Here is a 26,714-nt window from a genome sequence, read left to right on the forward strand (position 1 = left end):
ACAGGGATTGAGCAGAACCAATGCGGGTACGCGCGGGTGTGGGGACCGGTGCCGTGGAGGGACGAGGTGGCGGATCGCTCCGTGACTGTCTACTGTGGACTACTCTGGCCTCGTCGCCGCCCCACTCACCCGTTCGGCGCGCCGGGCGGCTCGGGAGGCGTCGGACCGCGCATCGCTGACATGGTTGTCATCCCGCCGGCCACCTGGACGAGCCAAGTCCTTGTCAAAACGTTGACGCCGCCCGCGTCGACCGGAAGGTTCGGAGGGGACAGCGTCAACGGCAAGGAGGCCCGATGCGGTTCAGGCTCGCGGTGGCTGTGGTCGTGGCGGCGGTGCTGGGCGCACCGGGCTCCGCGGCGGCGGCTCCGACAACGATGTCTCCGCTGGTGGCCGATCCGACCGCGTACGTCGACCCGATGATCGGCACGGGCCGCGGCGGCGCCACGGTGGGGGAGATCAACAACTTCCCGGGCCCCTCGACGCCGTTCGGCATGATGCAGTTCTCGCCGGACACCCAGGGCTCGTACGCCGGCTATCAGTACCACTCCGATCGCATCAGGGGCTTCAGCCTCACGCACGCGTCGGTCGGGTGCACGGCCTTCGGTGACGTGCCGGTGCTGCCCGTGGCCGGTGACATCGGTGCCTCGCCCTGGGACCGCACCGAGAAGTTCACCCACGACGGCGAGCAGGCCGAGCCCGGCTACTACGCGGTGACGCTGGGGGACGTCCGCGCGGAGCTGACCGCGAGCACCCGCACCGGCCTCGCCACCTTCACCTACCCGGCAGGGTCGGCGTCGCAGGTGCTCGTGAAGGCGGGCGGCAGTCTCGCCGGGAACTCCCGCGCGGACGTGCGGATCACCGGTGACCGCCGGCTGAGCGGCTCGGCCACCACCGGCGACTTCTGCGGCAAGGGCAACGAATACACGCTCTACTACCAGATCACCTTCGACCAGCCGTTCACCGCACACGGCACTTGGGACGGCCGCACGGTTTCTCCTGGCGCGGACAGCGCGGACGCGCCCCGAGCGGGCGCCTACCTGAGCTTCGGCTCCAGCACCGTGGTGCGGGCGAAGGTGTCCATGTCCTACGTGAGCGTCGACGGCGCCGAGGCCAACATGGCGGAAGAGGTGCCCGGCTGGGACTTCGCGGCCGTCCGGAAGTCCACCAGGGACTCGTGGGCACGCGCGCTCGGCAAGATCCGGGTCGCCGGCCGGGACACCGCACAGCTCAAGTCGTTCTACACCGCGCTGTACCACTCGTTGATGCACCCCAACACCTTCGACGACGTGGACGGGCGCTACATCGGGTTCGACGACCGGATCAGGACGTTGCCGAAGGGCCGCCACCAGTACGCGAACTTCTCCGACTGGGACACCTACCGCTCACTGGCGCCGTTGCAGGCCATGCTCTTCCCGAAGGAAGCCAGTGACATGGCGCAGTCGCTCACCAACGACGCCGTGCAGGGCGGCTGGTGGCCGCGCTGGCCGATCGCGAACGACTACACCGGCCAGATGACCGGCGACAGCTCGGTGGCGCTGGTCTCCACGCTGCACGCCTTCGGCGCGCGGGACTTCGACGTGAAGACAGCGCTCGAGTACCTCGTCAAAGGTGCCACCTCGGTGGACCACACGCCGGGCGCGTACCAGGAGCGGCCCGGGATCGAGCAGTACGTCGAGCGCGGCTACCTGCCGAACGACGACTCCGCGCGCGGCGACCACGCCCGCGTCGGCGCGTCGATCACGCTGGAGTGGGCGGTCGACGACTTCGCCATCGCCCGGTTCGCGCAGGCGATCGGCGAGCACGCCACCGCCCGCGAGTTCTCGCGCCGTGGCCAGCACTGGCAGAACGTCTTCAACCCGATCACCGACCACATCGCGCCGCGGGACCGGGACGGCCGGTTCCCGGACGGCCCCGGTTACGTGCCGCCGAAGCCCGGCAGGTTCGGCCAGAACGGCTTCGACGAGGGCAACGCCGCCCAGTACTCGTGGATGGTGCCGCAGAACCCGGCGGGACTCGTGACGGCGATGGGTGGTCCGGAGGCGGTCTCGCAGCGGCTCGACGTGTTCTTCCAGAAGCTCAACATCGGGGCGAACGAGCCGTACATGTGGATCGGCAACGAGCCGAACTTCGGGGTTCCGTGGCTGTACAACCACGTCGGGCAGCCGTGGAAGACGCAGGAGGTCGTCCGCCGGATCGCCACGACGACGTTCAGCGCGACGCCCGACGGCGCACCCGGCAACGACGACCTGGGCGCGATGTCGTCCTGGTACGTCTGGGCCGCGCTCGGTGTCTACCCCGCCACCCCCGGTACGCCGGACCTGGTCGTGCACAGCCCGTTGTTCGAACGCGCGGTGATCTCGCTGCCGACCGGGCGGGAGATCGACGTCCGGGCGCCCAAGGCCTCCACGACCGCACCGTACGTGCACGGGCTCCAGCTCGACGGCCGCAGCTGGAACCGCACCTCCCTGCCGCGGAACGCCTTCCGGGACGGCGGCAGGCTGGACTTCGAGCTCGCCACGACCCCGGACCCGGCCTGGGCCGCCGGCACCACCCCACCGTCCTATCGCGACGGTGAGAAGCCGTTCCTGGCGGCGACGACCAGCCAGATCACCGTCGAACCCGGTGCCACGGGCCGGTTCGAGGTGAGCGCCCAACGCCTCGGCGGCCGCGACCGGTCGCTCGAGGTGACGACCGGCGCACCGGCCGGCCTCACCGTCACCGGCCCGCGGACGCTCGGTCTCGACGACCGGACCGGCAGCGGAACCACCACGCTGACCGTCGCCGTCGCCCCGGACGTGCCGGAGGGGTACCACGAGGTACCGGTGACCGTGCGAGGCGGCGGAACGTCGTCGCCCGGCTCGGTGATCGTGCTGGTCGCGGCGAAGAACGGGTTCGCCGCCTCCTACGCGAACGTCGGCATCTCCGACGACGGCGACACCGGATCGGCGGACGTCGACGGCGCCGGGAACAGCTTCTCCCGGGAGTCGCTGGCGGCCGCGGGGCTCGTCGGCGGCGGTGAGCACCAGGCCGCCGGCACGTCGTTCACCTGGCCCGCGGCGCCCGCGGGCCGTCCGGACAACGTCGTCCCCGCCGGGCAGACGATCACCCTGGGCACGTCGGCGACCCGCCTGTCGTTCATCGGCGCGGCCACGAACGGCAACCACCGCGCCACCGCGACGGTGACCTTCACCGACGGCGGCACGGGCCAGGCCGACCTGTCATTCGGTGACTGGGTGCTGCCCGGTGGCGGGCAGGACCCGGTGTTCGGCAACACGCTCGTCGCCCGTGCCGGGTACCGCAACCGGCCGGACGGTCCCGAGCCCGGCGCGCTGGTCTTCGCGACCGCGCCGTTCGACGCACCGGCGGGGAAGCGGATCGCCTCGGTCACGTTGCCGTCCAACGCGAACATGCATTTGTTCGCGATCGGTCTGTCCTAAGACGACTCAGAACGCGATGGTGCAGTTGACCACGCTGTACTTGCCCGAGACCACGTCGTGCCACCGCTCGTTCCACGTGCCGCCCGCCTTGGCGCAGATCTGCGGGGCCTTGTCCCGTGCGTCGTCCTCGTCGGCGATCAGACCGCCGGCGTCGATGTCCAGGACGCGCCTCGTGGTCGGCTCGAACACGAACGAGCAGGTGACCATGCTGTACTCGCCGACGGTCTGGCCCGGGGTGAACCACGCGACGTTGAACTTGCCGCCCACCTGCTCGCAGATGGCAGGCCCCTTCGCCTGCGCCTCGTCGTTGCCGAACAACGGGCCGCCGGCGGGAATGGTCAGCAGGCGCGTCGTGGTCTGGACGGCGGAGGACGGTGGCCCGGAGGACGGCGTGGCGACGGGCGTGGTGGAGGTGGACGACGTGGACGACGCCGACGACGTTCCGGACCGCAGGTGCGGGTACAGGACGACGATCGACGCGATCACGGCGAGCAGGACGAACGCGGCGATGCCCCAGCCGAGCGCACGACGCCGGGCCGCCGGGCGAGGGGTGTGGTCCGGCAGCAACCGGGTGTGCTGCGGTTCCACCGCCCGGCCGTCAGGTCTCCACGCCCCCGTGTTCACGGCCGGTGCCGGGACGGCCTGACGCGGGGGAGCCAGCGCCGCACGTGCCGCCGCGGCCAGTGCGCCGGCGGTGGGGTGGCGGTGCCGGGGATCCTTGGCCAGGGCGCGGGTGACGACGTCGTCGAGTCCGGGTGGGAGACCGGGGCGGACGGCGCTGGGCCGTGGCGGTGCGGTGTTGAGGTGGGCGAACATCATCGCCAGGTTGTTCTCGCACGGGAACGGCAGTTGCCCGGTGAGGAGCTCGTGGAGGACGCAGCCCAGGGCGTAGATGTCGACGGCCTTCTGGAAGGCGTCCGCGGCCAGAACCGGTTGCAGCCGCTCGGGCGCCGTGTAGGCGGGGCTGCCGAGCGCGGTGTCGCTCGTGGCGGTGGTGTCGAGCGAGTTGTGGACGATGCCGAAGTCGATGAGGTAGGCGAACTCGTCCGCGCCGGTTCCGGCGACGATCACGTTGGAGGGCTTGACGTCGCGGTGGATCAGGTTCTCGGCGTGCGCGGCGTCGAGCGCCGCGCCGATCTGCCCGACGACGTGCACCGCGCGGGCCGGGTCCAGCGGGCCTTCCCGGCGCAGGAGCGAGCCCAGGTCGAGGCCGTCGACCAGGCGCATGTCGATGAACAGGTGGCCGTTGATCTCGCCGAAGTCGTGGATCGGGATGATGTGCGGCTCACGCAACCGGGCCGCCACCTGGGATTCACGCCGGAACCGGGCCTGGTATCCCGTGTCGGAGGCCAGACCGACCGGCAGGAGTTTCACCGCGACGGTGCGCTCCTTGACGGTGTCGTAGGCGCGGTAGACCTCGCCCATGCCACCGCGGCCCAGCAACGACTCCAGTCGATAGGGACCGAACATTCCCGTTGCCGGAGCGGAACTGCCGGGATCGATCACTGTGCAGACCCTCCGGGGGAGTCGCCGTCCAGGCGAGCGGATCCGGCCACACGGTACCAGTCGGGTGAACGGCTCCCGCCCGAAGCGTGACAACCCGTGTGCGACAGGGCAAAGGTCTCCGCGATGGTCCGCCGCCGGACCTGCGTCCTGGTGAGACTCCTGATGCGACGGACTGCTCTCAGGGCTCAACCGGCTTCGCGTGGAAGCGTTCCCCCGATCCACGTGCCCGTCGAACGACCTGGGCGAGGTCGAAGCCGCCCTGACGGCCTACGCGGCGAACCGCCGGGAGCGCACCAGCAGGGGTGCGGCTCCAGGCCCGGCACGACGACGTGTTGTTCTCGGGCGGGATGACGAGCGCGCAACCACCGTTCGGCGGCCCGCCCGAGCTCGGCCGGCTCTACGACTACGACGCCTTCGCCGTCGGTGAACGCGCGACGACGTGATCTTCAGGGGCGCCGCGGCTCAGTGCGCCAAGGTCGGACGGCACCGTGACCACCTGTCCCCGGTGGCCGCCTCCACCACGAACCGGGCGAGGTCGTCGCGGTGGATGGCCGTGCCGCCCGCGGGGTTCTCGCCGTCACCGATCCGGTAGTTCCCCGTCGCGGGTGCGTCGACGATCCGGGAGGGGCGGACGGCGGTCCAGTTCAGCCCGCTGGCCTCGAGGACGTGCTCCATCGCCCGCATGTCGCCGTAGAGCTCGCGCATCAGGGTTCGCGCGACGGCGCGGTACCACAGGGGGTGGTGGGGGTCGTCGTGCCGCACCCCGCTGGAGGACAGCACGACGATCCGGTCGACGTCCTCCTCGGCCATCGCGGTCACGAAGTTCTGTGCGCTGCCGGAATACAGGCCGCCGGACCGGGCCCCGGACGGCCCGATCGCGGAGATGACGGCGTCCTGGCCACTTGTCGCGGCGCGCACCTGGTCGCGGTCGAGCACGTCGCACGCGACGACCTCCAGGTCGGGGGAGAGCTCGGGCGGTACCGGGCGGAACGTGGCCGGGGTGCGGACGGCGGCGCGGACGCGGTGACCGGCGCAAAGCGCTTGGACGACGACGGCGTGGCCGGTGGCGCCGTTGGCACCGAAGACGACGAGCTTGCTCATGGCGTTCTCCGAGTCGGTCAGTGGTCGAGGGCGGCGGCGGTGCGGGGCAGGAGCGGCACGGCCGCGAGGCAGGCGAGCAGGACGCCGCCGACGACCAGGAGCGTGGTGGTCATGGCGCCGGTGGTGCCGCCGTTGGCGTTCATCGCCAGGAAGACGCTGGTGACCGTCGCGGAGCCGATTCCGTTGGCGACCTGCTGGACGGCGCTGAGCGAACCGCTGGCGGCGCCGGCCTGGTGCGGCTCCACGTCGCCGAGCGCGAAGGTGAAGATCGTGCTGAAGCAGATGCCGGCGCCGAGGCCGATGACCACCGTCGCGATGGCGTTGTGCCACCACGTCGCCTGCGGGCCGACGGCGTTCACCACGAACAGGAGAAACCCGGTTCCGGCCAAGGTGGTGAGCAGTCCGCCGAGGACGAGTTTGCGCCCCAGCCGGGGAACCAGGGCGGTGCTGATCCCGGAACCGCCCATGATGCCCGCGGTGAGCGGGATCAGGCTGAGCGACGTCTCGGTCGGCGAGTGGCCGAGGCCGAGCTGGAAGAACAGCGAGATCACGTACATCAGTCCGCTGAACACCGCGAACACGAGCAGGCCCATGACCAGTCCCGAGGTGAAGCCGCGGTTGCTCAGCAGCGAGCGGGCCAGCAGCGGCTGGTCGCTGCGCGCCTGACGGCGGCAGAAGACGCCGAAGAGCACGGCGCCCGCCGCGGTGGCGCTGATCGCGAGCGCTCCCCAGCCGTGTTCGGAGCCGGTGATCAGTCCGAAGAGGAAGCTGAAGAGCGAGACGGCGAGCAGTCCGCTCGCGACCAGGTCGATGCGCGTCCTGCGATCGGCCTCGACGGAGGGCAGGAACCGGAAGGCCAGCGCCAGCGCGACACCTCCGACGACGATGTTGATGAGGAAGATCGGCCGCCACCGCAGGCCGAACAGGTCGGCGTCGATCAGGACGCCACCGAGCAGCGGGCCCGCGACCGCGAAGATCCCCAGCATCGGGCCGAAGAGCCCGAACGCCTTGCGCAGCGCGTCCTTCGGGAACGTCGAGGTGATGATCGCCATGCCCTGCGGGATGAGCAGCGCGCCGAACGCGCCCTGGGCGACCCGCGCGCCGAGGAGCATCTCCGGCCCGAGCGCGAGACCTGCCGCGGCGGAGGCGAGGACGAACCCGGCGAGACCGGTCAGGAAGGTGCGGCGCTGGCCGAAGCGGTCACCGATCCGTCCGCCGAGCACGAGCAGCGACCCCAGGGCGAGCGCGTAGGACGCGCCCAGCCAGGTGATCAGGCCGGACCCGGCACCGAGGTCCGCGGTCAGGGACGGCGCCGCGACGTTGGCGATGGTCGCGTCGATCAGGTCCATGGCGTCCGCGAGCAGGACGACGACGAGCGTCATCACCATCGTTCGCGTCGACGTTCTGGTGGGGGAGAGGGTCGTCATGAGCGTGTCCTCCGGTGGCAGGTGATCTGACGAACGCGATCGTAACGAACATGTTCGTCGCGATCGCGTTCGGGCGCTGATATGCTGATCACATGGCACGACAGACGCCGGTCAGCCGCCGTGAGCGGCCGGCGAAACCCGCCCTGACCCGTGACGGCATCGTGGACGCCGCGATGGCGATCCTCGTGGCCGAAGGCGCGCAGGCGTTGACGATGCGCAGGGTCGCGGGGGAGCTGGACACCGGGCCGGCGTCGCTGTACGTGTACGTCCGCAACGCCACCGAGCTCGGCGCGCTGCTGATCGACCGGCTGATCGCGGCACTGGACCTGTCCTGGGACGGGTCGGAGCCGTGGCGCGACCGGCTGCACCGCCTGCTCGCCGACTACTCGGCGGTCCTGGCGGAGCATTCGGGCATCGCGCGGTCGGCGCTGTTCGTGTGGCCGGACGGGCCGCACTACCTCGACCTGCTCGAGTTGCTCCTGCGGCTGCTGACGGCGGCGGGCGTGGAGCCGGAGGCGGCGGCACGCGCGACGGACCTGCTGCTGCAGCACGCCACCGCGGCCGTGGCGGAGTGGGACGGCCGCCGCGAACGCGGTGAGCAGGACCTCGACGACCTCGTGCAGACGCTCGACTCGGCCGATGCCGAACGGCACCCGACGTTGAAGGCGCTCGGGTCGGCCGTGTTCGTGCGCGGCACCCACGAGGAGCGAAGCGCGTGGATCATCGACGTGATGCTGGACGGGGTTCTGGCGCGGGGGAGCGTCCGGGCGGGGTGAAGGGTCGCTCGTGTCCACTCGGGACACTGGCGAGCCGCCGCCGGCCCGGTGCCGATCCGAACGCCGGTCCCTCGCCGGGAACGCGTTGCGGCTCCGCGATCTCCTCGCCGCAGAACCCGGAGCCGGCGACGCCTCAGTGGTTGTACATGGCTTCGAGCGCGGAGCGGCGGGTGGTGACGTCGCCGGGGTCGTCTCCGAAGACGACCAGGTGCAGCGTGGTCAGCCTGACCGGGTGGTCGGTGCGGCGGGTGTCGTGGCCGCCGGTGACGAGCAGCCCTCCCCGTTGCAGGGCGGGACGCAGCGCGGCCAGCAGTGCGGCGATCGGCGCTGTAGTGGTGAGTTTCGTGGACTCCGACGGGCGGTCGAGGGCGTCGGGGCGGACGGTGTGCAGTGCCAGCAGGGGGATGGAGCCGCTGGTGATGCGGAAGTTGAGGTCGAGCATGACCAGTCTGCCGTCGTGCGTCTGCGCGCAGTCGAGGCTGCACATGCCGCGGTAGCCGACGTCGGCGGCGCGCTGGGCGATCGCGAGGCACTCGGTGAGCAGGTCGGCGGGGAGGGGGACGACGAGCCCGAAGCGGCCGCCGGCGTACACGCCGAGGGCGTCGACGCGCTGGTCGGTGACGGCGAGCAGGCGGGCCTTCCCGTCGGCGGCGACGTAGAGCTGGACGCCCCAGTTGCGGTGGAGGTCCAGGTACTCCTCGACGACGACCTCGGTGAGCAGGTCGGTGAACGCGGGCAGCGTCACGCGGTCTCCTGCGCGGTGCAGGTAGACGTCGAGACTGGCGCCGTGGGCGGCGTTGGTGGCGGCTTTGAGGACCCAGGACTTCTCGGCGGGGGCGGCGTGGGCGAGTTCGCCGGTGGTGACGATCTGGCGCCGTGCCTGGAACCGCGGGTCCACGAAGGTGCTGATGCTGGCCTTGTTGTTGAGGTAGCCGACGAGTTCGGCGCTCTTCACCGAACGTTCGTCGGGGCTCAAGCCGGTGGGCTGCGGGTATTCCATCGACAGGCGCAGGCCGTCGCTCAGGGCTTCGCTCACGCGGATCGCGAACTCGGCCTCGGTGCGGAACTCCCGCGCGTCGGTCCCGACGGGCAGACCGCTGTCGCGAAGGGTGGCGATCAGGTTGGGCTCGGTCCCGCCCGCGCTGCTGATGACGGGAGTGCCGGCGGCGACGGCGAGGGGACGGGCGGACAGGACGTCGCGGGTGTTGCGGTGCCTGGCCGACGGCACTGCCGGCTCCTGGGCGGGACGGGCGCAGACGGCGACGTCGGGGCCGTAGATGTCGGTGAGCGTGCGGGGAGCGGCCGTGGCGGGGGTGAGTGCCGGAGCGGTGATGGAGGTCTCCCTGGTGGGGGTGCCCGGTGGAGGGCGCGGGGTGGGGCGGACCTTCCGCGAGCGGTGGGACGCGCTCGGAGATGAAGAGAAGCCTTCCGGCGTGAAGCCAGGACGACGTGGACCTCAACTCTCCCACGTCTCGAGGGTTTCGGGTGACATCGGTGCTCGTCGCCGCTGTCGCACCCGGCAGGCTGGAATCCGCGAACCGCCTTGGAATCCCGTCGAGTATCCGGGTTTTCGCGGGGTACTCGACCGCGCATGCAGAAAACCGTCGTGCTGGGTCTGCTCGCCGATCCCGGGCTGGCGACCGACATCGTGGAGGACTTGGCCGAAGATCTGCCGAGGCGCCTGAGCCGTGACGTGGACGGGGACGTCGAGTGGCGGGTGGTGCCGGTGTGCGACCAGTTCGCCGCCGACGAGCACGGCTCCGTGCGCCACGTGGTGGACGCGGTGCGCGATCAGGTCGTGGAGGAGCGGTGTGACCTCTGGGTGTGCCTGACCGACCTGCCGCGCAGAGCGGGCACCGACCCGGTGGTGGCCGATGCCAGCGCCGACGACGGGCTCGCCGTGGCGTCACTTCCGGCGCTCGGCGGTTGGGGTCTGCGCCGCAAGACCGGTGACGTGGTCAGCGCCGTCGTCGCCGAACTCAGGGACCGGGAGGTCCCGATGCACCGGTTGGCCCGGCGGGTGGACTCGCCGACCGACGACATCGGTGTGCGGTTCGTGGCGCCGGGTGTGCGCGGGCGGCTGCGGATGTTCGCGGGCATGGTCCGGGCGAACCGGCCGTGGCGGCTCGCGATGGGGCTGTCCAGCGTGCTGGTCGCCGCGTTCGGCACGGGCGCGTACACGTTGATCAGCCCGACCATGTGGATGCTCGGCTCGCAGTCGAGCGTGGTGAGGCTGCTGGCCGCGATGGTGCTGTCGATCGCGGCGATGGTGACGTGGCTGGTCGTGACCCACGACCTGTGGGAGCGCCCGTCCGACGCGCTCGGGAAGGAGCGGGCGCGGCTGTACAACCTCACGACGGTGGTCACGCTGGTGCTGGGGATCTCCACGTTGTACGTGGCGTTGTTCCTGGTGGTGCTCGCATCGGCGGTGCTGGTGCTCGAACCGTCCGTGCTGCAACAGGAGCTCGGCCACCCTCCGGCCGTGGGCGATTACCTGGGGCTGGCGTGGCTGGCGGCCTCGGTCGCGACCGTGGCCGGTGCACTCGGTGCGCGCCTGGAGAGTGACGAAGCGGTGCGCAACGCCGCCTACGGTCACCGCCAGCAGGCGCGCCGCGAGAAGCTCCGGAGCTGACCCCGCCGACCAGGAAGTCCACTGTGGACTTCCTAGTCGGCGTTCGGTCAGGGCTTGAGGACGACCTTCTCGCAGTTGTCCTCCTTGTTCTTGAACAGCTCGAAGCCGCGCTCCGCCTCGTCGAGCGGCAGGGTGTGCGTGATGATCCGGGTCGGATCGAGCTCCCCGCGTTCGATGCGGTCCAGCAGCGGCTTCATGTAGCGGTGGACGTGGCACTGCCCGGTGCGCAGGGTCAGCGAGCGGTTCATCCACGCGCCGGCCGGGAACTTGTCGATCAGTCCGCCGTAGACGCCGATCACCGAGACGACGCCGCCGCTGCGGCACGACATGATGGCCTGGCGCAGCGCGTGCGGGCGGTCCGTCTCGGACCGCACGGCCTGCTTCACCCGGTCGAAGGCGGAGATGTCCGCGCTGCCGTGCGTGGCCTCCAGGCCCACGGCGTCGATGCACTTGTCCGGTCCGCGTCCGCCGGTCAGCTCCAGCAGCCGGGACCGCACGTCGACCTCCTCGAAGTTCACCGGCGTGTGGCCCGCCTGCTCGGCCATCCGCAGCCGGTAGGGCTCCTTGTCGATGGCGATGACCTTCGCGGCGCCGAGGACCCTGGCGCTGTCCATGGCGAACTGGCCGACCGGGCCGGCACCCCACACCGCCACGACGTCGGTGGGCCGGATGTCGCACATGTCGGCACCCATGTACCCGGTGGGCAGGATGTCGGAGAGGAACAGCACCTGCTCGTCGGTCAGGTCCGACTCGATCTTCAACGGCCCGACGTCGGCGAACGGCACGCGCGCGTACTGCGCCTGCCCGCCCGCGAAACCGCCGGTCAGGTGCGAGTAGCCGAAGATCCCCGCGGTGGGGTGGCCGAACATCTTCTCCGAGATCCCGGCGTTGGGGTTGGTGTTCTCGCAGCACGAGTACAGCCCGGCGGCACAGGCGGCGCACGCGCCGCAGGCGATCGGGAACGGCACGACGACCCGGTCCCCGACGCGCAGCCGGTCCGCGCTGACTCCGGAGCCGACCTCGACGACCTCGCCCATGAACTCGTGGCCCAGGACGTCGCCGTCCTGCATGGTCGGCACGTAGCCGTCGACCAGGTGCAGGTCCGAGCCGCAGATCGCGGTGGAGGTGATCCGGACGATCGCGTCGCGACTGTTGAGGATCTTGGGATCCGGCACGTCGCGGACCTCGACCTCGTTGCGGCCCGCCCAGGTGTTCGCCCTCATGCGTCCGGTCCCTTCTCCAGCTCGGCGTCCGACAGCGGTTGTGCCGGGCGCTGCGGGAACTCCCTGCGCGCCCGCTTGCCCCACGGGGCCCCGTCGGACCGGACGACCTCGCCGGTCTCCAGCACCTGCTTGAACCTGCGCAGGTCGTCGTCGAGCTGCTGGTGCGGTTCCTCGCCGAAGTACCGCGCGACGGCCTTGCCGATCGCGCCGCCCGGGATCTCGTACACCAGTCCGACGTGGACCTCGGTGCTCTCCCCGTCCGGGGCGGGCACGAAGCGGACGACGCCCGCGTTGGGCACGTCGGCGTCGCCGGTGGACCGCCAGGCGATCCTCTCGGCCTGCACCTCCTCGACGATCTCCGCGTCCCACTCGACGTTCTGCCCGAACGGGGCGTCGGCGACCCAGTGGCTCGTCCGGTCACCGGTGGTGCGGATCTCCTCCAGATGTCCCATGAACGTCGGGAGGTTCTGGAGGTCGCGCCAGAACGCGAACACCTCCGTCACGGGTTTGCGCACTGTGGTCGTAGCAGTCAATTCCATGGATCCTCCTCCGCGTGCCCGCCTGCCACCGGCGATTCCGAAGGACGGCGCCGATGACATCGCAGGTCCGCTGGGGGCTCGGCACGCTCGTGGACGACGTCCCGGCACGGCCGGGTCCACCGCGCCGCTCGAGCCCGGGATGTGTCCTACCCGATCGGAACTACCCCTCGGAATTCCGCCTAACCCCGTTGATCGACGCGGAACGGGAAAGTGCTCGCCGGCGGTCGGGCGCGGCGTTCCCGTGCGGACACCAGACGCGCCGTGGCGGCGGCCGCGAGCAGGAACACGACGGCCTCGTAGACCATCGCCGCACCCATCGCGCCCGCGGTGTAGACCATCCCGGCCAGCGCCACGCCGAACGTGCCGCCCAGCTGTTGCGCCGTCGGCAGCAGGCCCGACACCGAGCTCGCCGCGTGCGGTGGCACCTCGCGCAGGACCAAGGCGAACGCGGACGCGGTGAACAGACCGAAGGCGAGGCCACCCGCGGCGAGCACCGCCCACAGCACGGGCGCCGGGGCCGCGAGCGCGGGAACGACCAGCAGCGAGATCACGGCGAGGCTCCCGGACGCGGCGGACAGGGCCACCACGCCGAACCGGCGTGCCGCGGCTTCGGCGATCCCGCTGCCCAGCAGTCCACCGACCGCGTACGGCGCGACGGTCAGCGCGGTGGCGAGCGGGTCGCGGTGCAACGCGCCTTGCAGGTGCAGCGACAGCAGGAGGCTCAACGACGGGATCCCGGCGTTGAACAGCAGCACCGCTCCGATCCCCCACCGCGTCGTGGCCGCGGACAGCGCTTCCGGATGCACCAGCGGGTGCCGCACGCGTTTCTGCGAAAAGGCGAAGGCGGCGAGCAACACGGACGACACCACCAGGCCGCACCACGTCCAGGCCGGCCAGCCCGCGTCCTGACCGAGGGTCAGCGGCAGCACCAGCAAGGCGAGCCCGGCCAGCGACAACGCGGACCCGACCGCGTCCACCCGGCGCGCCGCACCTGCTCCACGCCCGTCCGGCAGGATCCGGAACAGCGCCAGCGCGGCGATCCCGACCGGCACCGGCAGGGCCAGCGCCACGCGCCAACCGGCCCCGAACGGGTCGAAGTGCAGCAGGACGCCGCAGCACAACGGTCCGGCGAGCGAGGCGATGGCCATCGTGGCGCCGTACCGGCCGAGCACCCGCGCCCGGTGGCCCGCGGGCACCGCGATCTGGATCAGCGACAGGATCTGCGGTGCCACCAGCCCGCTGCCGGCGCCCTGCACCAGCCGCGCCAGCACGAGCGCGTCCGCTCCGGGGGCGAGGGCCGCGGCCAGCGAGGCGAGGGTGAACACGCCGGTGCCGAGGACGAACAGCCGCCGGTGGCCGTACCGGTCGCCGAGCCGGGCGGCGGTGATCAGCGCGCAGGCGTAGGTGAGGGTGTACCCGGCGAGCGCGAGCTGACCCGCGCCCGCCCCGGCGGCGAGGTCGGCACGGATGCGGGGGACCGCCAGCTGCATGACGGTGACGCTCATCAGCTGGACGAACGTCCCCGAGAGCAGCACGGCGAGTGCGGCGGGCCTCACCTCTGCTTCGCGATCCGGGCGAGCAGTTCGGCGAGCTCGTCGGGCCGGGTCAGGAACGGCGAGTGCCCGCCGGGCAGGGAGTGCACCGCGAACGGGTTGTCCGGGGTCGTGCGGTCGGCCTCCTCGATCATCAGGTCCTGGGTGACCGGGGGCAGCGCGAGGTCGTCGGTCAGCCGGACGTAGCTGCGTGCGACCCGTCCCCACCGGCCTGGGGTGACCACGAACTCGCAGGTAAGCGACGCCAGCGGCTCGTCGGGGTGGAGGGTGAGCCGCCAGCCCTGGCGGTCGGCGGGCCAGTCGCCGAGGAAGGCCCGCCGGATCAGCTCGATCTCGGCGGGGTCGGGGGAGAGCGGGTTGATCCGGAACGCGCCGATCGCCTCGGGGTCGCCTGCCCGGGGCACCTGCACGGCGCCGGCGTTGCGCGGATCGGTGACGTAGTCCCCGAAGCGGGGCCGTCCGGCGGGCACGAAGGCCGACAGGTAGACGAGGTGGTCGACCAGGTCCGGACGCTGTTCCACCGCGGCCGAGGCGGGGCCACCGCCCGCGCTGTGCGCCACGAGCACCACGCGGCCGCACTGGCGGCGGATCTCGGCGAGGTCGGCGAGTAGGGCGCCGACGAGCGCGTCGGCGGTGAGCCCGGCGAGCGCGGACCGTTCGGTGGCCAGACCGGGTTGCCCGGGTTCCAGGTAGCCGGAGGGCAGCGGTGCCGTCGCGCCGTGGCCGGGGAGGTCGAGGGCGACGCCGGGCAGTCCTCGCGCCGCGAGCGCGCGCAGGGTCGCGGCCCAGTGGAGGGACGAATGCCAAGCGCCGTGCACGAACACGATGACGGTGGTCTCGTTCATGACTGCCTTCCGGAACGACTGCGGGACAGGTCCCAGCTCATCCGCTCCCGATGCCGTCATCCACTCCCATATCTGACATGGGGCACCGCGATACTTCCTACGTATGATCGGCGGAGTGGAAGCCCGTCACCTCCGGTACGCCATCGCTCTGGCCGAGCACCAGCACTTCGGCCGTGCGGCCGCGTCCCTGGGCATCGCCCAACCACCCCTGTCCGCTCAGATCGCCGCGGTCGAACGCGAGGTCGGCCAGCGGCTGTTCGACCGCACGCCGCGAGGGGTGTTCCCGACCGCGGCCGGCACGGCCTTCCTGAACCGGGCTCGCCGGGCACTGGACGAGATCAGCGCGGCGTCGATCGAAGCCGGCCGCGCCGCTCGCGGGGAGACCGGGCTGCTGCGGATGGGGTTCATCGGCTCGGCCCTGCTCGACCCGCTGCCCGGCGTGCTGGGCCGGTTCCGCGCGAGCAGGCCGGAGGTGCGGCTCGACCTGCGCGAGATGAGCAGCCCGGAGGCGGCGGCCGCGCTCGTCGCGGGCGACCTGGACGTCGCCGTCGGCCGCGGCAACCCGCGCGGCGCGGGAGCGGAACGTCTCGTCACGGTGCCGATCGGGGCCGATCACCTCATCGCCGTCGTGGCCACCTCCCACCCCTTCGCGGGGCGTGCCGAGATCACGTTCGAGCAGCTGGCCGCCGAGCACCTGATCATGTCCGCTCCCGACCAGGAACCGGCGGTGGCCGCTCACCTGCGCGGCATGTTCGCCTCGGACACCGCGGCGCTGGCGGCGGCCACCACGTCACGGGACGTGCACACGATCATCGGCCTCGCCGCCTGCCACGTCGGAGTGGGCCTCGGACCCGCCCGCATGCGGCTGATCACGCGCGGGGACGTCTGGTTCTGCGACGTCACGCCGCACTTCCGCCTCCCGGACCTGCAGCTGTCGTTCCGGGCCGACGACACCTCGCCCGTGCTCGCCGCGTTCCTCGACGTCGTCCGCGCGAACTGCCGGGACGTCGGCTCCCGCCTGGACGAGGTCCTCGCCCGGCACGCCCGCCGCTCGGCCGTGCCGGGCACGACATCGGGCTGAGACCCGGCGAGCGGTTCAGGAGGAACCGGCTTCGCGGATCAGTCGCCGAGGCCGGGCAGGTGGTAGCCGGCGCGGTCGTCCCACTCGATCTCGTAGTCGTCCAGGGTGAAGGTCCAGTCCGCGTCCGGCACCGCGCCGCGCAGCGCGGTGACCGCGGCCAGCCAGTGCACCAGCGACGGGATCGCCCGGTCGTCCGCGGAGGGCATCTTGGTCGACCCGTCGAGCACCGTTCCCGGCTCCAGCCGGTCGTAGAGGTACAGGCCTTCCTCTTCCGAGGAGAACGGCGCGTTCGCGTTGTACGTGTCGACGACCTGGCCGACCGCCGCGAGTTCGGCATCGGCCAGCGAGGTCGCGCGGCGAGCCGTGTAGTAGAGGGAGACGCCCACGCGGTCACCCTAGCTGGCGCTCCACCAGACCTGGTCCCTACGCGGCGGGAACCTCCAACGGCAGCAGCACCTGGAACCGCGTGTCCCCGGGCCGCGACTCCACCCGGATGCTCCCCTGGTGCTTGTTCACCACGATCCGCCACGAGATCTCCAGTCCGAGCCCCGTGCCCTCCCCGACGGGCTTGGTCGTGAAGAACGGCTCGAAGATCCGGTCCTTCACCGCGGCCGGGATCCCCGGCCCGGTGTCACCGATCTCCACCACCAGGTGCCGGTCCTGCCGTGAGGTGCGCACGGTCAGCGTCCCGGCGCCGCCCATCGCGCTCAGCGCGTTGTCGACCATGTTGGTCCACACCTGGTTGAGCTCGCCCGCGAAGGCCGGGATGGCGGGCAGCGTGCGGTCGTACTCCTTGACCACCCGCACGTCACCGAGTTTGCCGCCGAACATGACCAGGGTGGAGTCGAGCAGTTCGTGCACGTCGACCACCTGGAACGGGGCCCTGTCCATCTGCGAGTACTGCTTGGCCGCACCCACCAGCGTGGAGACGCGAGTGGTGGCGTCCTCGATCTCGTTCATCAGCATCTCGGTCTCGACCGTGTACCTGAGCCAGTGCACGGCGGAGCCGGTGACGGCGACCGGGCAGGCTCGGAGCGAGTTCTCGAGCCACTCGACGTCGAGACCCGCCGCCACCAGGACGGGCGCCACGTCCCAGCCCCCGGTGATGCCGTGGTCGTCGAGCCAGTCGGAGACCTCGTCCTCGGCGTCGCTGGTCTCCAGCGGGCTGAGCTTCGGGGCCTTGGCGACCTGCTCGACCGCCTTCTCCTGCAGCTTCACCAGGGAGGGGAGCGTGGCGGGGTCGAGGGCTCCCTGCGCGAGGAGGGCGAGCTTGTGCCGCATGCCGGCCACTCGTTCGCGCAGGGCGGCGGTGGCGCGGACCGCCGCGGCGGCCGGGTTGTTGAGCTCGTGCGTGAGGCCCGCGGACAGGGCGCCCAGGGCGGTGAGGCGTTCGTGCTGGCCGACGGTGGCCTGGGTGTTGCGCATGCCCCAGAAGAGGCCTTCGAGCAGGTGCATCGCCATGGGGAACCAGGTGCGGATCATCGGGCCGATCTCGTCCGCGTCGAACTGCAGCATCGAGGTGGCGGTGATCGACTCCACGGTCATCTGGTAGGTCGGCTGGTCGAGCTCCAGGTACGCCTGGGTGGCGCCGAAGTACGAGCCGCGCAGGTCGCTGCGGCTCACCTCGATGCGTTGGCCGCCGATGGTGCGGCTCAGGGCGACGGTTCCTCCGAGCAGCACGAAGAAGCACGTCGCCGGCTCGCCCTCGGTGATCACCGGCGTGCCCGCGGCGCGGGTCTCGACGTGGCCGTGGGCGGCGAGCCAGTCGAGCTGGGCGTCGTCGAGCTTCTCGAAGAGGAACAGCGTGCGCAGCTCGGCCGCGGTGAGCCTGTCCATTTACGACCTCTCCAGGTAGCGGTGGACCAGGGTGACGGCCATGGCGCCCTCGCCGACGGCGGAGGCGACGCGCTTCACCGAGTCCGCGCGCACGTCGCCCGCCACGAACACGCCGGGCAGGTTCGTCTCCAGGTGGTACGGCGCGCGGTCGAGGTCCCAGCCGGGTGGCGTGCCGCCGAGGTCGGGGCCCGCGAGCAGGAAGCCGTGCTCGTCGCGTTCCAGCGTGCCGTCGAGCCAGTCCGTGCGCGGGGCGGCGCCGATGAACGCGAACAGCCAGCCAGCCCGCACCGTCGTCGTCTCGCCGGACTTGTTGTGCAGCAACGTCAACGTCTCCAGGTGGTCCTCACCGGTGCCGCCGCTGACCTCGGTGTGCGTGCGCACCTCGACGTTCGGGATCGCCGCGAGCTGGTCGATCAGGTACCGCGACATGGACGACTCCAGCGAGTCGCCGCGCACCAGCAGCACGACCTTGCGCGCGTGGCCGGAGAAGTAGACGGCCGCCTGCCCGGCGGAGTTCGCCCCGCCGACGAGGTAGACGTCCTGGCCCGCGCAGTTCGGGCCCTCGGTGGTCGAGGCGCCGTAGTACACGCCGCGGCCGGTCAGCGCGCCCAGTCCCGGCGCGTCGAGCAGCCGGTAGGACACGCCGGTCGCGAGGATCACGGTGTGGGCCGCGAGTTCGGTGCCGTCGCCGAACCGCACGACGCGCGCGGCGCCACGGCGTTCCAGGGCGACGACGTCGCGGGTGGTGAGCAGCTCGACGCCGAACTTGACCGCCTGCCTGCGGGCCCGTTCGGTCAGCTGCCCACCGGACACGCCGTCCGGGAAGCCCAGGTAGTTCTCGATGCGGCTGCTGGTGCCCGCCTGGCCCCCGGTCGCGATCCGTTCCACCAGCACGGTCCGCAGGCCCTCCGACCCGCCGTACACCGCGGCGCCGAGTCCCGCCGGCCCGCCGCCCACGACGATCAGGTCGTAGAAGTCGGCCGAGGGCTCGGTGCTCAGGCCGACCTCGGCGGCCAGTTCCGCGTCGGACGGGTCGACCAGCGCCTTGCCGTCCGCGGTGACGACGACGGGCAGGGTCGTGCCGTCCTGGTGCGCGGCGGTGAGCAGGCACCGCGCCTCCGGCTCGTCGAGGGCGTGCCAGCGGAACGGCACGTTGTTGCGCGCCAGGAAGTCGCGCACCTCGTAGGAGCGCGGCGACCAGCGGTGCCCGACCACCCGCACCCGTTGCGGCGGCTGCCGGTCGCTCACCGCCCACGCGCGCAGCTGCTCGTCGAGCACCGGGTAGAGGTTCTGCTCGGGCGGGTCCCACGGCTTGAGCAGGTAGTGGTCCAGGTCGACGACGTTGATCGCCTGGATCGCGGCGTCGGTGTCGGCGTAGGCGGTCAGCAGCACCCGGCGCGCCTGCGGGAACACGTCCATCGCCTGTTCGAGGAACTCGATGCCGCTCATCTGCGGCATCCGGTAGTCGGCCAGCAGCGCCGCGACCTCCTCGCCGCGCAGCTTGATCTCGTGCAGGGCCTCCAGCGCCTGCGCCCCGGACTCCGCGCGCACGACCCGGTACTGCTCGCCGTACTTCCGGCGCAGGTCGCGCGCCACCGCCCGCGACACGGCGGGGTCGTCGTCCACCGTGAGGATCGAAGGCCGCGCGACGCGACCGGCAGTCGTCATGCGTCCAGTCAAACACCACATCCGGCCGCCGGCCGCAACCGAGGTACGGTCAGTTCGTGACGACCAAGTGCGAACACATCGCCGAGCTGGGCGCCGAGCCCACCCCGTCCACGCAGGAGGGCTGCGAGGACTGCCTGAAGGTCGGCGGCAGGTGGGTCCACCTGCGGCTGTGCCTGGGCTGCGGCAAGGTCGCCTGCTGCGACTCCTCGCCCGCCAAGCACGCCTCGAAGCACTTCGCCGACGAGGGCCACCCGGTCATCCGCTCGTTCGAGCCGGGGGAGACCTGGCGCTGGTGCTTCGTGGACAACACGCTCGTGTGACCCGCTCCGGACGGTGACGTCCGGCCAGGGCACAGCGCCGGTGCCGCGGGGTCAGCAGGCTTGACGATCACCGTGTGCCGCCCGGCGATCTCGACCCTCTGCCACACCGACGACGTGCTCCGGCGGTCAGATCGACCTGAGCACCCGGACGCGGTCGGCGACGGCGCGCCGGGCGACATCGGACTCGAAGGCGATCGAGTCGAACTCGTGCGGTGCGCCGGGGTGCAGGTGGAACTCGACCGGAACCCCCGCGCGGCTGAGCTTCACGGCGTAGGCCAGGTCCTCGTCGCGGAAGACGTCGAGCTGGCCGACCTCGATGTAGGCGGGCGGCAGGTCCGTCGCGTCCACCAGCCGGGCGGGTGCCGCGGTGGCCGGGACGTCCGGTCCGCCGGCGGCGTCGCCGAGCAGCGCGGGCCACGCGGTGAGGTTGTCGTCGTAGGACCACAGGGCGTAGGGCGCGACGTGCGGGTCGACCTCGGTGGTGCGGTCGTCCAGCATCGGCATGACGAGGACCTGCCGGGCGATGGCGGGGCCGCCGCAGTCGCGGGCGAGGATCGCGAGCGCCGCCGCCATCCCGCCTCCGGCGCTGTCGCCCATCACGCCGATGCGGGCGGGGTCGACGCCGAGGTCCGCGGCGTGGTCGTGCAGCCAGCGCAACGCGGTGTAGGCGTCCTCGAGCGGGGTGGGGAAGGGGTGTTCGGGCGCGCGGCGGTACTCGACGGACAGCATCGGCACCCCGCTCGCGGACACGTACCGGGAGACCGGCCCGTCGAACAGGTCGACGTGGCCGAAGATGTAGCCGCCGCCGTGGAAGAACAGCACGGCAGGGCCGGGTTCCGCGCCTTCCTTGGTGTACCAGCGCATCGTGACCTGGGCGCCGTCGTCCGCCGTGGCGTGGTGGTCGGTCGTGGTCACGTCGGCCGGGATCGGCTGAGCGGTTCCGGCGGCGCCGATGATGGGTTCCCACAGGGCTCTGCGCGCTTCGACGTCGCCGACGGCCGGTGGGGTGGCTTCCGCCATCGCGCCGGCCATCGGGGCCAGCGCGATGGCGATCTCGGGGTCCAGACCGAGTGACATGGCGTGCTCCTCTTCGGGTGGGGTGGTCAGGCGACCAGGACGACGACCTTGCCGCGGACCTCGCCGGACGCGGCCTGGACGTGGATCTCGGGCAGGCCGGTGAGCGGTACGCGCCGGGCGACGTCGACCCGCAGGTCACCGGAGTCGACGAGTGCCACGAGCTTCGCCAGCTGCTCGGCGTCGCTGCGGACGTAGAGGTTCACGCCGCGCACGTCGCGTTCCTCGTCGGTGGGGGCGGGCATCCAGATCGTCGTGTTGACGACGACGCCACCGGAACGGACCACCGACGGCAGCCCGGCCAGGACGTCCGGGTCGACCGGGGCGAGGTTGAGCACGAGGTCGACCGGCTCGGTTACTGCCGAGAGCACGCCGGTGGTGGTGTGGTCGACGACCTCGTCGGCACCGGCGGCCCGCACGGCCTCGGCGCTGCGCGGGCTGGCCGTGGCGATCACGTGCGCTCCTGCCTGCTTGGCCAGCTGGACGGCGTAACCGCCCACCGGTCCGCCCGCGCCGTTGACCAGCACCCGCTGCCCGGCCTCCAACTGACCGTGGTCGAAGAGCGCCTGGTAGGCCGTGAGTCCGACCAGCGGCAGCGCGGCGGCGTCGGCCAGCGGGACGCCCTCGGGCGCCGGGGTGAGGGCGGCGGCCGGCGCGATGACGTACTCGGCCGCGGCGCCGGGCTTGGTCATCGGCAGGAACCCGATCACCTCGTCACCGACCGCGAGGCCCTCGACGCCCTCGCCCAGTTCCGCGACCTCGCCGGCGACGTCGAGGCCGGGGGTGTGCGGCAGGTCGACCGGGATCGGTCCCTGCATGACGCCCAGGCGGATGTTGCCCTCGACCGGGTTGAACGTGGTGGCCGTGACGCGGACCAGGACCTCACCGGCCGCGGGCGCCGGCTGCTCGACGTCCTCGTGCCGCAGGACCTCGGGGCCGCCGAACTCGTGGAAACGCACTGCCTTCATGACTGCTCTCCCTCTGCCGTTTGCTTCGAACTTGAAGCAACTGGGACTGACGGTAGACCTGCTTCGAATTCGAAGCAAAGTGACGTGCGGCACGTCAGCGGGGAGGGCCGAGCACGACGTTGCCGGAGAGTCCGGCGGCCTCGGCGAGCAGCGACAGCGGGATCTCGAACCCTTCGGGACGAGGTTCTCGCAGGTCACGCCCGGCGTGGCGGAACATCTTCTCCAGCCCGCCGGGCGTGGAGATGAGCAGCAGGTCCGCCCGGTCGGACGTGATCCGGTAGCTGTGCGGGATCCGGCGGGGCAGGAAGACGATGCCGCCCTCGCGCAGTTCGTGCTCCTCGTCGCCCGCCCACACCAGCGCGGAGCCGGACAGCAGGAGGAACACCTCGTCCTCGTTGGTGTGCAGGTGCCACGGCGGCGCTTCGCCCAGACCGGCGTCGAAACGGCCGACCGTCAGCTGCCCGCCGGTGGCCTCGGCGTCGAGCAGGACGCTGAACACGCTCCCGCCGATCCACTCGAGCCGCTGCTGGTCCTCCCGCTGGGCGAGGTAGGGGATGCTCAAGGTCGTCCTCCGGTCGGTGGGGCGCGGCGGCGCCGTTCCCTCGTGCGGAAACCCTGGTGTGCAACGGTGTCCGGTTGCCACGTCCCCGACGTGTCCACCTGTGTCCAGCAGTGCTCACCTCACCGGGCCAGGAGGTGCTCGACGAGCCGCTCCTTGGCCGCGGCGAGATGGCGCCGGTACGTGCCGTACGGCACGCCCAGCCGGCGCGCGGTGGCCCGGTGCGTGCCGGACGCCGCGATGTAGGTGGCGACAAGGGCGTCGTGCGCCTTGACCCCGGCGGGATCGACCCGCAACGCGTCGACGGCCGCTCCGATGGCACCGCGCAGGTCCGAGACGGGGTCGGCCGAGTCCGATGGCACCAGGTGCGACCGCAGCAGCACGCTGGTCGCGAACTCACGCGGAGTCCGCCACGTGCGCAACGCGGTGACCACGCCTTCCTCAAAAGCCTTGCGCGACAGGCGATCGGGCTCGGCCGCGCGGGTCACCGAGGCCCGCAGGTCCTCGTGCCGCCCGGGGTCGCGCCAGCGCAGGTCGGCGTCGAGCACGGCCCGCACGGCGTCGTGGGGGACCAGCCCGTCCGCGGTGCTCTCGACGAACGGTTGCCGCCGCAGCCACGCGAACGTCGTCGCGGCGTCCTCGTCGTCCAAGACCCTGCGCAGCAACGACTCGCGCATGACACCGGCCTGCGCGAGGACGTCGAGCGCGAGCCGGTGAGCGGCATCCGGCACCTCGCCCACGAGCCGGTCGAGCAGCGTCGTGAGCACGTCGCCGCCGGGTTCCCACCCGCCGGCCGAGGCGGCGAGGCAGAGCACGAGCGGGTTGCCCCCGGCGAAGGCGAGGACGGCGTCCCACCGGTCCGGGGCGAGGCCCCGGTGCGCGAGCAGCGTCCGGGACGCGCGAGCGTCGAGCGGGCGCACCACCACCGCGGTGAAGAGCCGGGCCCAGCCGGGATCGAGCGTCCACTCGGGATCGGGGGAGGCGCGACTCGCGAGCACCACGACCGCGCCGTCCGCGAGCCTGGGCAGGAACGTGTCGCGCAGCCACGGTTCGAGGTGCCGGCACCGTTCCGCCGCGTCGATCAGGAGCACGACGTCCGACTTGACGCACGCGAGCGCGGCGGCCTCCTCCACGCGGTGCCGGTCGTCGTTCAGCCGTCCGTCCACTTCCACCACTTCGCGCCCGGCGAGGCGCGCCTGCCGTCCGAAGTGACGCAGCAGCGCCGTTTTCCCGATGCCGCCGGGCCCGTGCAGGTGGGCCACGCGCCCGGCACCGGCCAGCACCCGGTCCAGCACCGCCACTTCGGCTTCCCGGCCCACCAGGCGTGCGTCCCGGAGCGAGGTGTTGATCAACACCGCCCCAGGATCACCTCAGCGGGGGCGATCAGCCTGGGCCAGGTTGTCCCACCCTGACGATCGCGGGCCCGGCCGAGGCGCGGACGGCCTCGCCGAGCCGTCCCGCGTCACCCGATCCCGGCGCGGCCGTGAAGACCACCGCCTGGAGCTTGTCCCCCGGCACGTCGAGCAACGTGCCGTCGAGCGCGATGTCACCCAGGCCGGGATGCCGGAACACGGCGCGGTCGTCATAGGCCGCAACGGCTTTGGGCGCACGCCACAGCACGTCGAACGAACGGCTGGTGGTCCGCAGCTCGTCGACCAGTTCGGCCAGCGGCTCGTCGCCGGGGTAGCGCAGGAACGTGCTGTGCAGCCGCGTGGCGAGTGTGGCGCGGAACGCCGCCGCGTGGTCGTCCCCGCGGCTGATCTCGCGGTGGGCGTTGGAGAACGTGCGCCACGCGACGTTCCAGTCCCGCGCCACCCTGTTCGACCTGCCCGCCCCCAAGGCCATCCAGGCACCGTTGACGGCGACGACGTTCCACGCCGCGTCTGTGAGGAACGCCGGGGTGCCGGGGAACCGCTCGAGCAACCGCATCGCCGCCGCCCCGGCCTCCCGCGGCACCCGCCCGTCCGCCGCGGCGTACCCGGCCAGGGCGCACAGCCGTTCGTACTCGGCCGGCCCCACGCGCAACGCACGGGCGATCGCGTTCACCACGGCGGCCGACGGGTGCCGTCGCCCCTGCTCCAGCCGCCGCACGTGGTCCGCCGACACCCCGGCCAGCTCGGCGAGCTCCTCCCGCCGCACACCCCGGGCCCGCCTCCGCCCCGCCGGCAGGCCGATCGCGGCGGGGTCCGTGGTCTCGCGCAAGCGGCGCACCTCCGCGCCGAGATCCTGCAACGCCATGACGCCAGTGTCCCTTATGGAGCAAATGCGGCTCTCGATCGGGCCAGTCCTGGAAAGGGGTTCTCGCAGTACCTGTCCCGGCAGGGTCTCCCGGACGTCCCGCACGCCTGTGAACCTGGTCGAGCACGCCTCCACGGCAGAAGGAACGAACACCAATGGCGGACCACCGTTTCACCACCCACGCGGAGCTCTTCGACCTGAGCGGGAAGCACGCCCTCGTCACCGGCGGCACCAGCGGCATCGGGATGATGATCGCGCGCGGCCTCCTGCAGGCGGGCGCCCGCGTCACCATCAGCTCGCGCAAGGCGGACAGGTGCGCACAGGCGCGGCACCTGCTGTCCGAGTTCGGCGACGTCCTGGCGATCCCCGCCGACCTGGCGCGGCACGACGAGTGCCGGCGCCTCGCCGATCTCGTCACCGCCGAGTCGGGCCGCCTCGACGTCCTCGTCAACAACGCCGGAGCGATGTGGCGCGAGCCGCTGGAGACGTTCCCGGACGAGGCCTGGGACGAGGTGCTCGACCTCAACCTCAAGTCGCCGTTCTGGCTGGTGCAGGCACTGCTCCCGGCCTTGCGCAGGGCCGGCACCGCCGACGACCCCGCGCGCGTCGTCAACATCGGCAGCATCGCCGCCGTCCACGTCGCCGCGTCCCCCAACTACTCCTACGCCAGCAGCAAGGCGGGTCTGCACCAGCTCACCAGGGTGCTCGCCAGGGAACTCGGCCCGCAGCACATCACCGTGAACGCGGTGGCGCCGGGACCGTTCCCGTCGGAGATGATGGCGTCGACGCTCGACTCCGTCGGCGACGCCATCGTCGCGAAGGCCCCTCTGCGCCGCCTGGGCCGGGACGACGACATGGCGGGCGTCGCCGTGTTCCTGGCCGGCCGGGCCGGTTCCTACCTCACGGGTACCGTCATCCCCGTCGACGGCGGCATCGCCACGACCGCGTCGGGTACCTAGACACCTCCCTTCGACCGTGAACAGGGGTGGCCGAGATCGACCAGCGCACCGAGGTCAAGGGGTTCCTCAGCTCGCGCCGCGCGCGCATCACGCCCGAGGAGGCCGGACTGCCCGCCTACGGCGGCAACCGGCGGGTCAAGGGACTGCGCCGCGAAGAGGTGGCTCTGCTGGCGGGGATCTCGGTCGACTACTACGTGCGGATGGAGCGCGGCGGTCTCGCCGGCGCCTCCGACGGGGTGCTCGACGCGGTGGCGTCCGCCCTGCGACTCGACGAGGCCGAGCGCGACCACCTGTTCCACCTCGCACGGAGGTCGAGCGCGCCCGGCCGCTCCCGCCGGCCCGCCGTACCGGTGCGTCCTGCGCTTCAGCAGGTGCTCGACGCCATGACCGACGCACCGGCGTGGATCTGCAACGGCCGTTACGACGTGCTGGCCGCGAACCGTCTCGCCCGCGCGCTGTTCTCGCCGGTGCTGGCCGACTTCCGGCGGCCGGCGAACACGGCGCGGTTCGTCTACCTGGAGCCCGAGGCGGCGCGAGCGTTCTTCGTCGACCACGACCGCATCGCCCGCGACGTGGCCGCGAAGCTGCGCATGGAAGCGGGCCGCGACCCGGACGACGAGGAGCTGATCGCCCTGGTCGGTGAGTTGTCGACGCGCAGCGAGCTGTTCCGGCGGCGGTGGGCGTCGCAGGACGTGCGGCTCCGCCGGTCCGGGCACAAGAGCCTGCACCACCCGGTCGTGGGCCGGCTCGACCTGGACGTCGAGTCGCTGGAGATGCCCGCCGATCCCGGTCTGGTCCTGACCGTCTACACCGCGCCCGCCGGCACGGTGGCCGCGGACGGCCTGGCCCTGCTGGCGTCGTGGGCGGCAGGCCAGGAGAGCCCGGCGACCGGGGCCCGGGCACCCGGCTGACTGCCACTCCCCGTGGTCATCGCCGTTGCGATGTGCACACGATGTTGTCATCTCCGTGATA

Annotated in this window: 24 protein-coding genes; 8 read left to right on the forward strand and 16 right to left on the reverse strand. The window is 72.0% G+C overall.

The features are described 5' to 3' along the window. Positions 1-293: 293 nt before the first annotated feature. The gene (locus ND450_RS06385; RefSeq protein WP_253325226.1) at positions 294-3,437 is read left to right on the forward strand and encodes a GH92 family glycosyl hydrolase; all 3,144 of its coding nucleotides are present in this window, start codon (positions 294-296) and stop codon (positions 3,435-3,437) included. A 6-nt stretch (positions 3,438-3,443) separates the two neighbouring features. On the opposite strand, the gene ND450_RS06390 is transcribed toward ND450_RS06385, so the two are convergent. Next, on the reverse strand, positions 3,444-4,907 hold the full coding sequence (locus tag ND450_RS06390; RefSeq protein ID WP_253325227.1) for a serine/threonine-protein kinase: 1,464 nt from the start codon (positions 4,905-4,907) through the stop codon (positions 3,444-3,446). Between the two features lie 338 nt (positions 4,908-5,245). Between ND450_RS06390 and ND450_RS06395 the strand changes: the two genes are divergently transcribed. Then, positions 5,246-5,386 (forward strand): hypothetical protein, encoded by a 141-nt coding sequence (locus ND450_RS06395; RefSeq protein ID WP_253325228.1) that lies wholly within the window; start codon positions 5,246-5,248, stop codon positions 5,384-5,386. A 19-nt stretch (positions 5,387-5,405) separates the two neighbouring features. Here ND450_RS06395 and ND450_RS06400 read toward each other — a convergent pair whose 3' ends face one another. Then, positions 5,406-6,044 carry an NAD(P)-dependent oxidoreductase gene (locus ND450_RS06400; RefSeq protein ID WP_253325229.1) on the reverse strand — a complete coding sequence of 213 codons (639 nt, stop codon included), beginning with the start codon at positions 6,042-6,044 and terminating at the stop codon, positions 5,406-5,408. 17 nt (positions 6,045-6,061) lie between these two features. After that, the gene (locus tag ND450_RS06405) at positions 6,062-7,471 is read right to left on the reverse strand and encodes an MFS transporter (protein WP_253325230.1); all 1,410 of its coding nucleotides are present in this window, start codon (positions 7,469-7,471) and stop codon (positions 6,062-6,064) included. A 92-nt stretch (positions 7,472-7,563) separates the two neighbouring features. On the opposite strand from ND450_RS06405, the gene ND450_RS06410 reads away from it, so the two are divergent. Then, positions 7,564-8,247: a TetR/AcrR family transcriptional regulator gene (locus tag ND450_RS06410; RefSeq protein ID WP_253325231.1), complete on the forward strand. Its 684-nt coding sequence runs from the start codon at positions 7,564-7,566 to the stop codon at positions 8,245-8,247. A gap of 133 nt (positions 8,248-8,380) precedes the next feature. Here ND450_RS06410 and ND450_RS06415 read toward each other — a convergent pair whose 3' ends face one another. After that, complete coding sequence (locus ND450_RS06415) at positions 8,381-9,475, reverse strand: hypothetical protein (RefSeq protein ID WP_253325232.1); 1,095 nt, start codon at positions 9,473-9,475, stop codon at positions 8,381-8,383. Between the two features lie 363 nt (positions 9,476-9,838). Between ND450_RS06415 and ND450_RS06420 the strand changes: the two genes are divergently transcribed. Then, a complete protein-coding gene (locus ND450_RS06420) occupies positions 9,839-10,879 on the forward strand; it encodes a hypothetical protein (protein WP_253325233.1) in 1,041 nt (346 codons plus the stop codon). Between the two features lie 47 nt (positions 10,880-10,926). On the opposite strand, the gene ND450_RS06425 is transcribed toward ND450_RS06420, so the two are convergent. From ND450_RS06425 to ND450_RS06440, 4 genes are all read right to left on the reverse strand, one after another. After that, positions 10,927-12,102 (reverse strand): zinc-dependent alcohol dehydrogenase, encoded by a 1,176-nt coding sequence (locus tag ND450_RS06425; RefSeq protein WP_253325234.1) that lies wholly within the window; start codon positions 12,100-12,102, stop codon positions 10,927-10,929. Further along, positions 12,099-12,641: an SRPBCC family protein gene (locus ND450_RS06430; protein ID WP_253325235.1), complete on the reverse strand. Its 543-nt coding sequence runs from the start codon at positions 12,639-12,641 to the stop codon at positions 12,099-12,101. Before ND450_RS06430 ends, ND450_RS06425 begins: the two co-directional genes overlap by 4 nt. A 179-nt stretch (positions 12,642-12,820) precedes the next feature. Further along, positions 12,821-14,197, reverse strand: coding sequence for an MFS transporter (locus ND450_RS06435; RefSeq protein ID WP_253325236.1), 1,377 nt, complete (start codon positions 14,195-14,197; stop codon positions 12,821-12,823). Then, on the reverse strand, positions 14,194-15,039 hold the full coding sequence (locus ND450_RS06440; protein ID WP_253325237.1) for an alpha/beta fold hydrolase: 846 nt from the start codon (positions 15,037-15,039) through the stop codon (positions 14,194-14,196). The genes ND450_RS06435 and ND450_RS06440 overlap by 4 nt, the downstream gene beginning before the upstream one ends. 115 nt (positions 15,040-15,154) lie before the next feature. On the opposite strand from ND450_RS06440, the gene ND450_RS06445 reads away from it, so the two are divergent. Beyond that, positions 15,155-16,120, forward strand: a complete 966-nt coding sequence (locus ND450_RS06445; RefSeq protein WP_253325238.1) for a LysR family transcriptional regulator — start codon at positions 15,155-15,157, stop codon at positions 16,118-16,120. Positions 16,121-16,158: 38 nt separating this feature from the next. Here ND450_RS06445 and ND450_RS06450 read toward each other — a convergent pair whose 3' ends face one another. The 3 genes from ND450_RS06450 to ND450_RS06460 are packed head-to-tail and all read right to left on the reverse strand — an operon-like array spanning position 16,159 to position 19,624. After that, positions 16,159-16,506 (reverse strand): hypothetical protein, encoded by a 348-nt coding sequence (locus ND450_RS06450; RefSeq protein ID WP_253325239.1) that lies wholly within the window; start codon positions 16,504-16,506, stop codon positions 16,159-16,161. Between the two features lie 37 nt (positions 16,507-16,543). Continuing rightward, on the reverse strand, positions 16,544-17,956 hold the full coding sequence (locus ND450_RS06455) for an ATP-binding protein (RefSeq protein WP_253325240.1): 1,413 nt from the start codon (positions 17,954-17,956) through the stop codon (positions 16,544-16,546). After that, the gene (locus tag ND450_RS06460; protein WP_253325241.1) at positions 17,957-19,624 is read right to left on the reverse strand and encodes an FAD-dependent oxidoreductase; all 1,668 of its coding nucleotides are present in this window, start codon (positions 19,622-19,624) and stop codon (positions 17,957-17,959) included. A gap of 56 nt (positions 19,625-19,680) precedes the next feature. Between ND450_RS06460 and ND450_RS06465 the strand changes: the two genes are divergently transcribed. Beyond that, complete coding sequence (locus ND450_RS06465) at positions 19,681-19,944, forward strand: UBP-type zinc finger domain-containing protein (RefSeq protein ID WP_089922550.1); 264 nt, start codon at positions 19,681-19,683, stop codon at positions 19,942-19,944. Between the two features lie 126 nt (positions 19,945-20,070). Here ND450_RS06465 and ND450_RS06470 read toward each other — a convergent pair whose 3' ends face one another. The 5 genes from ND450_RS06470 to ND450_RS06490 form a co-directional block, all read right to left on the reverse strand. Continuing rightward, positions 20,071-21,021, reverse strand: coding sequence for an alpha/beta hydrolase (locus ND450_RS06470; protein ID WP_253325242.1), 951 nt, complete (start codon positions 21,019-21,021; stop codon positions 20,071-20,073). 26 nt (positions 21,022-21,047) lie between these two features. Further along, entirely contained in the window at positions 21,048-21,986 is a 939-nt protein-coding gene (locus ND450_RS06475; RefSeq protein WP_253325243.1) for an NADP-dependent oxidoreductase, read from the reverse strand. A gap of 94 nt (positions 21,987-22,080) precedes the next feature. Beyond that, positions 22,081-22,548: a cupin domain-containing protein gene (locus ND450_RS06480; RefSeq protein WP_253325244.1), complete on the reverse strand. Its 468-nt coding sequence runs from the start codon at positions 22,546-22,548 to the stop codon at positions 22,081-22,083. Between the two features lie 119 nt (positions 22,549-22,667). Continuing rightward, the gene (locus tag ND450_RS06485) at positions 22,668-23,900 is read right to left on the reverse strand and encodes an ATP-binding protein (protein WP_253325245.1); all 1,233 of its coding nucleotides are present in this window, start codon (positions 23,898-23,900) and stop codon (positions 22,668-22,670) included. Positions 23,901-23,928: 28 nt separating this feature from the next. Further along, the gene (locus ND450_RS06490; protein ID WP_253325246.1) at positions 23,929-24,783 is read right to left on the reverse strand and encodes a helix-turn-helix domain-containing protein; all 855 of its coding nucleotides are present in this window, start codon (positions 24,781-24,783) and stop codon (positions 23,929-23,931) included. A gap of 155 nt (positions 24,784-24,938) precedes the next feature. On the opposite strand from ND450_RS06490, the gene ND450_RS06495 reads away from it, so the two are divergent. Together ND450_RS06495 and ND450_RS06500 are read left to right on the forward strand one after the other, a co-directional pair. Continuing rightward, entirely contained in the window at positions 24,939-25,742 is an 804-nt protein-coding gene (locus tag ND450_RS06495) for an SDR family oxidoreductase (protein WP_253325247.1), read from the forward strand. A 26-nt stretch (positions 25,743-25,768) separates the two neighbouring features. Further along, a complete protein-coding gene (locus ND450_RS06500; RefSeq protein WP_253325248.1) occupies positions 25,769-26,653 on the forward strand; it encodes a helix-turn-helix domain-containing protein in 885 nt (294 codons plus the stop codon). Positions 26,654-26,714 lie beyond the last annotated feature (61 nt).

This window comes from Lentzea sp. HUAS12 (assembly GCF_024125735.1).
Classification (GTDB): domain Bacteria; phylum Actinomycetota; class Actinomycetes; order Mycobacteriales; family Pseudonocardiaceae; genus Lentzea; species Lentzea albida.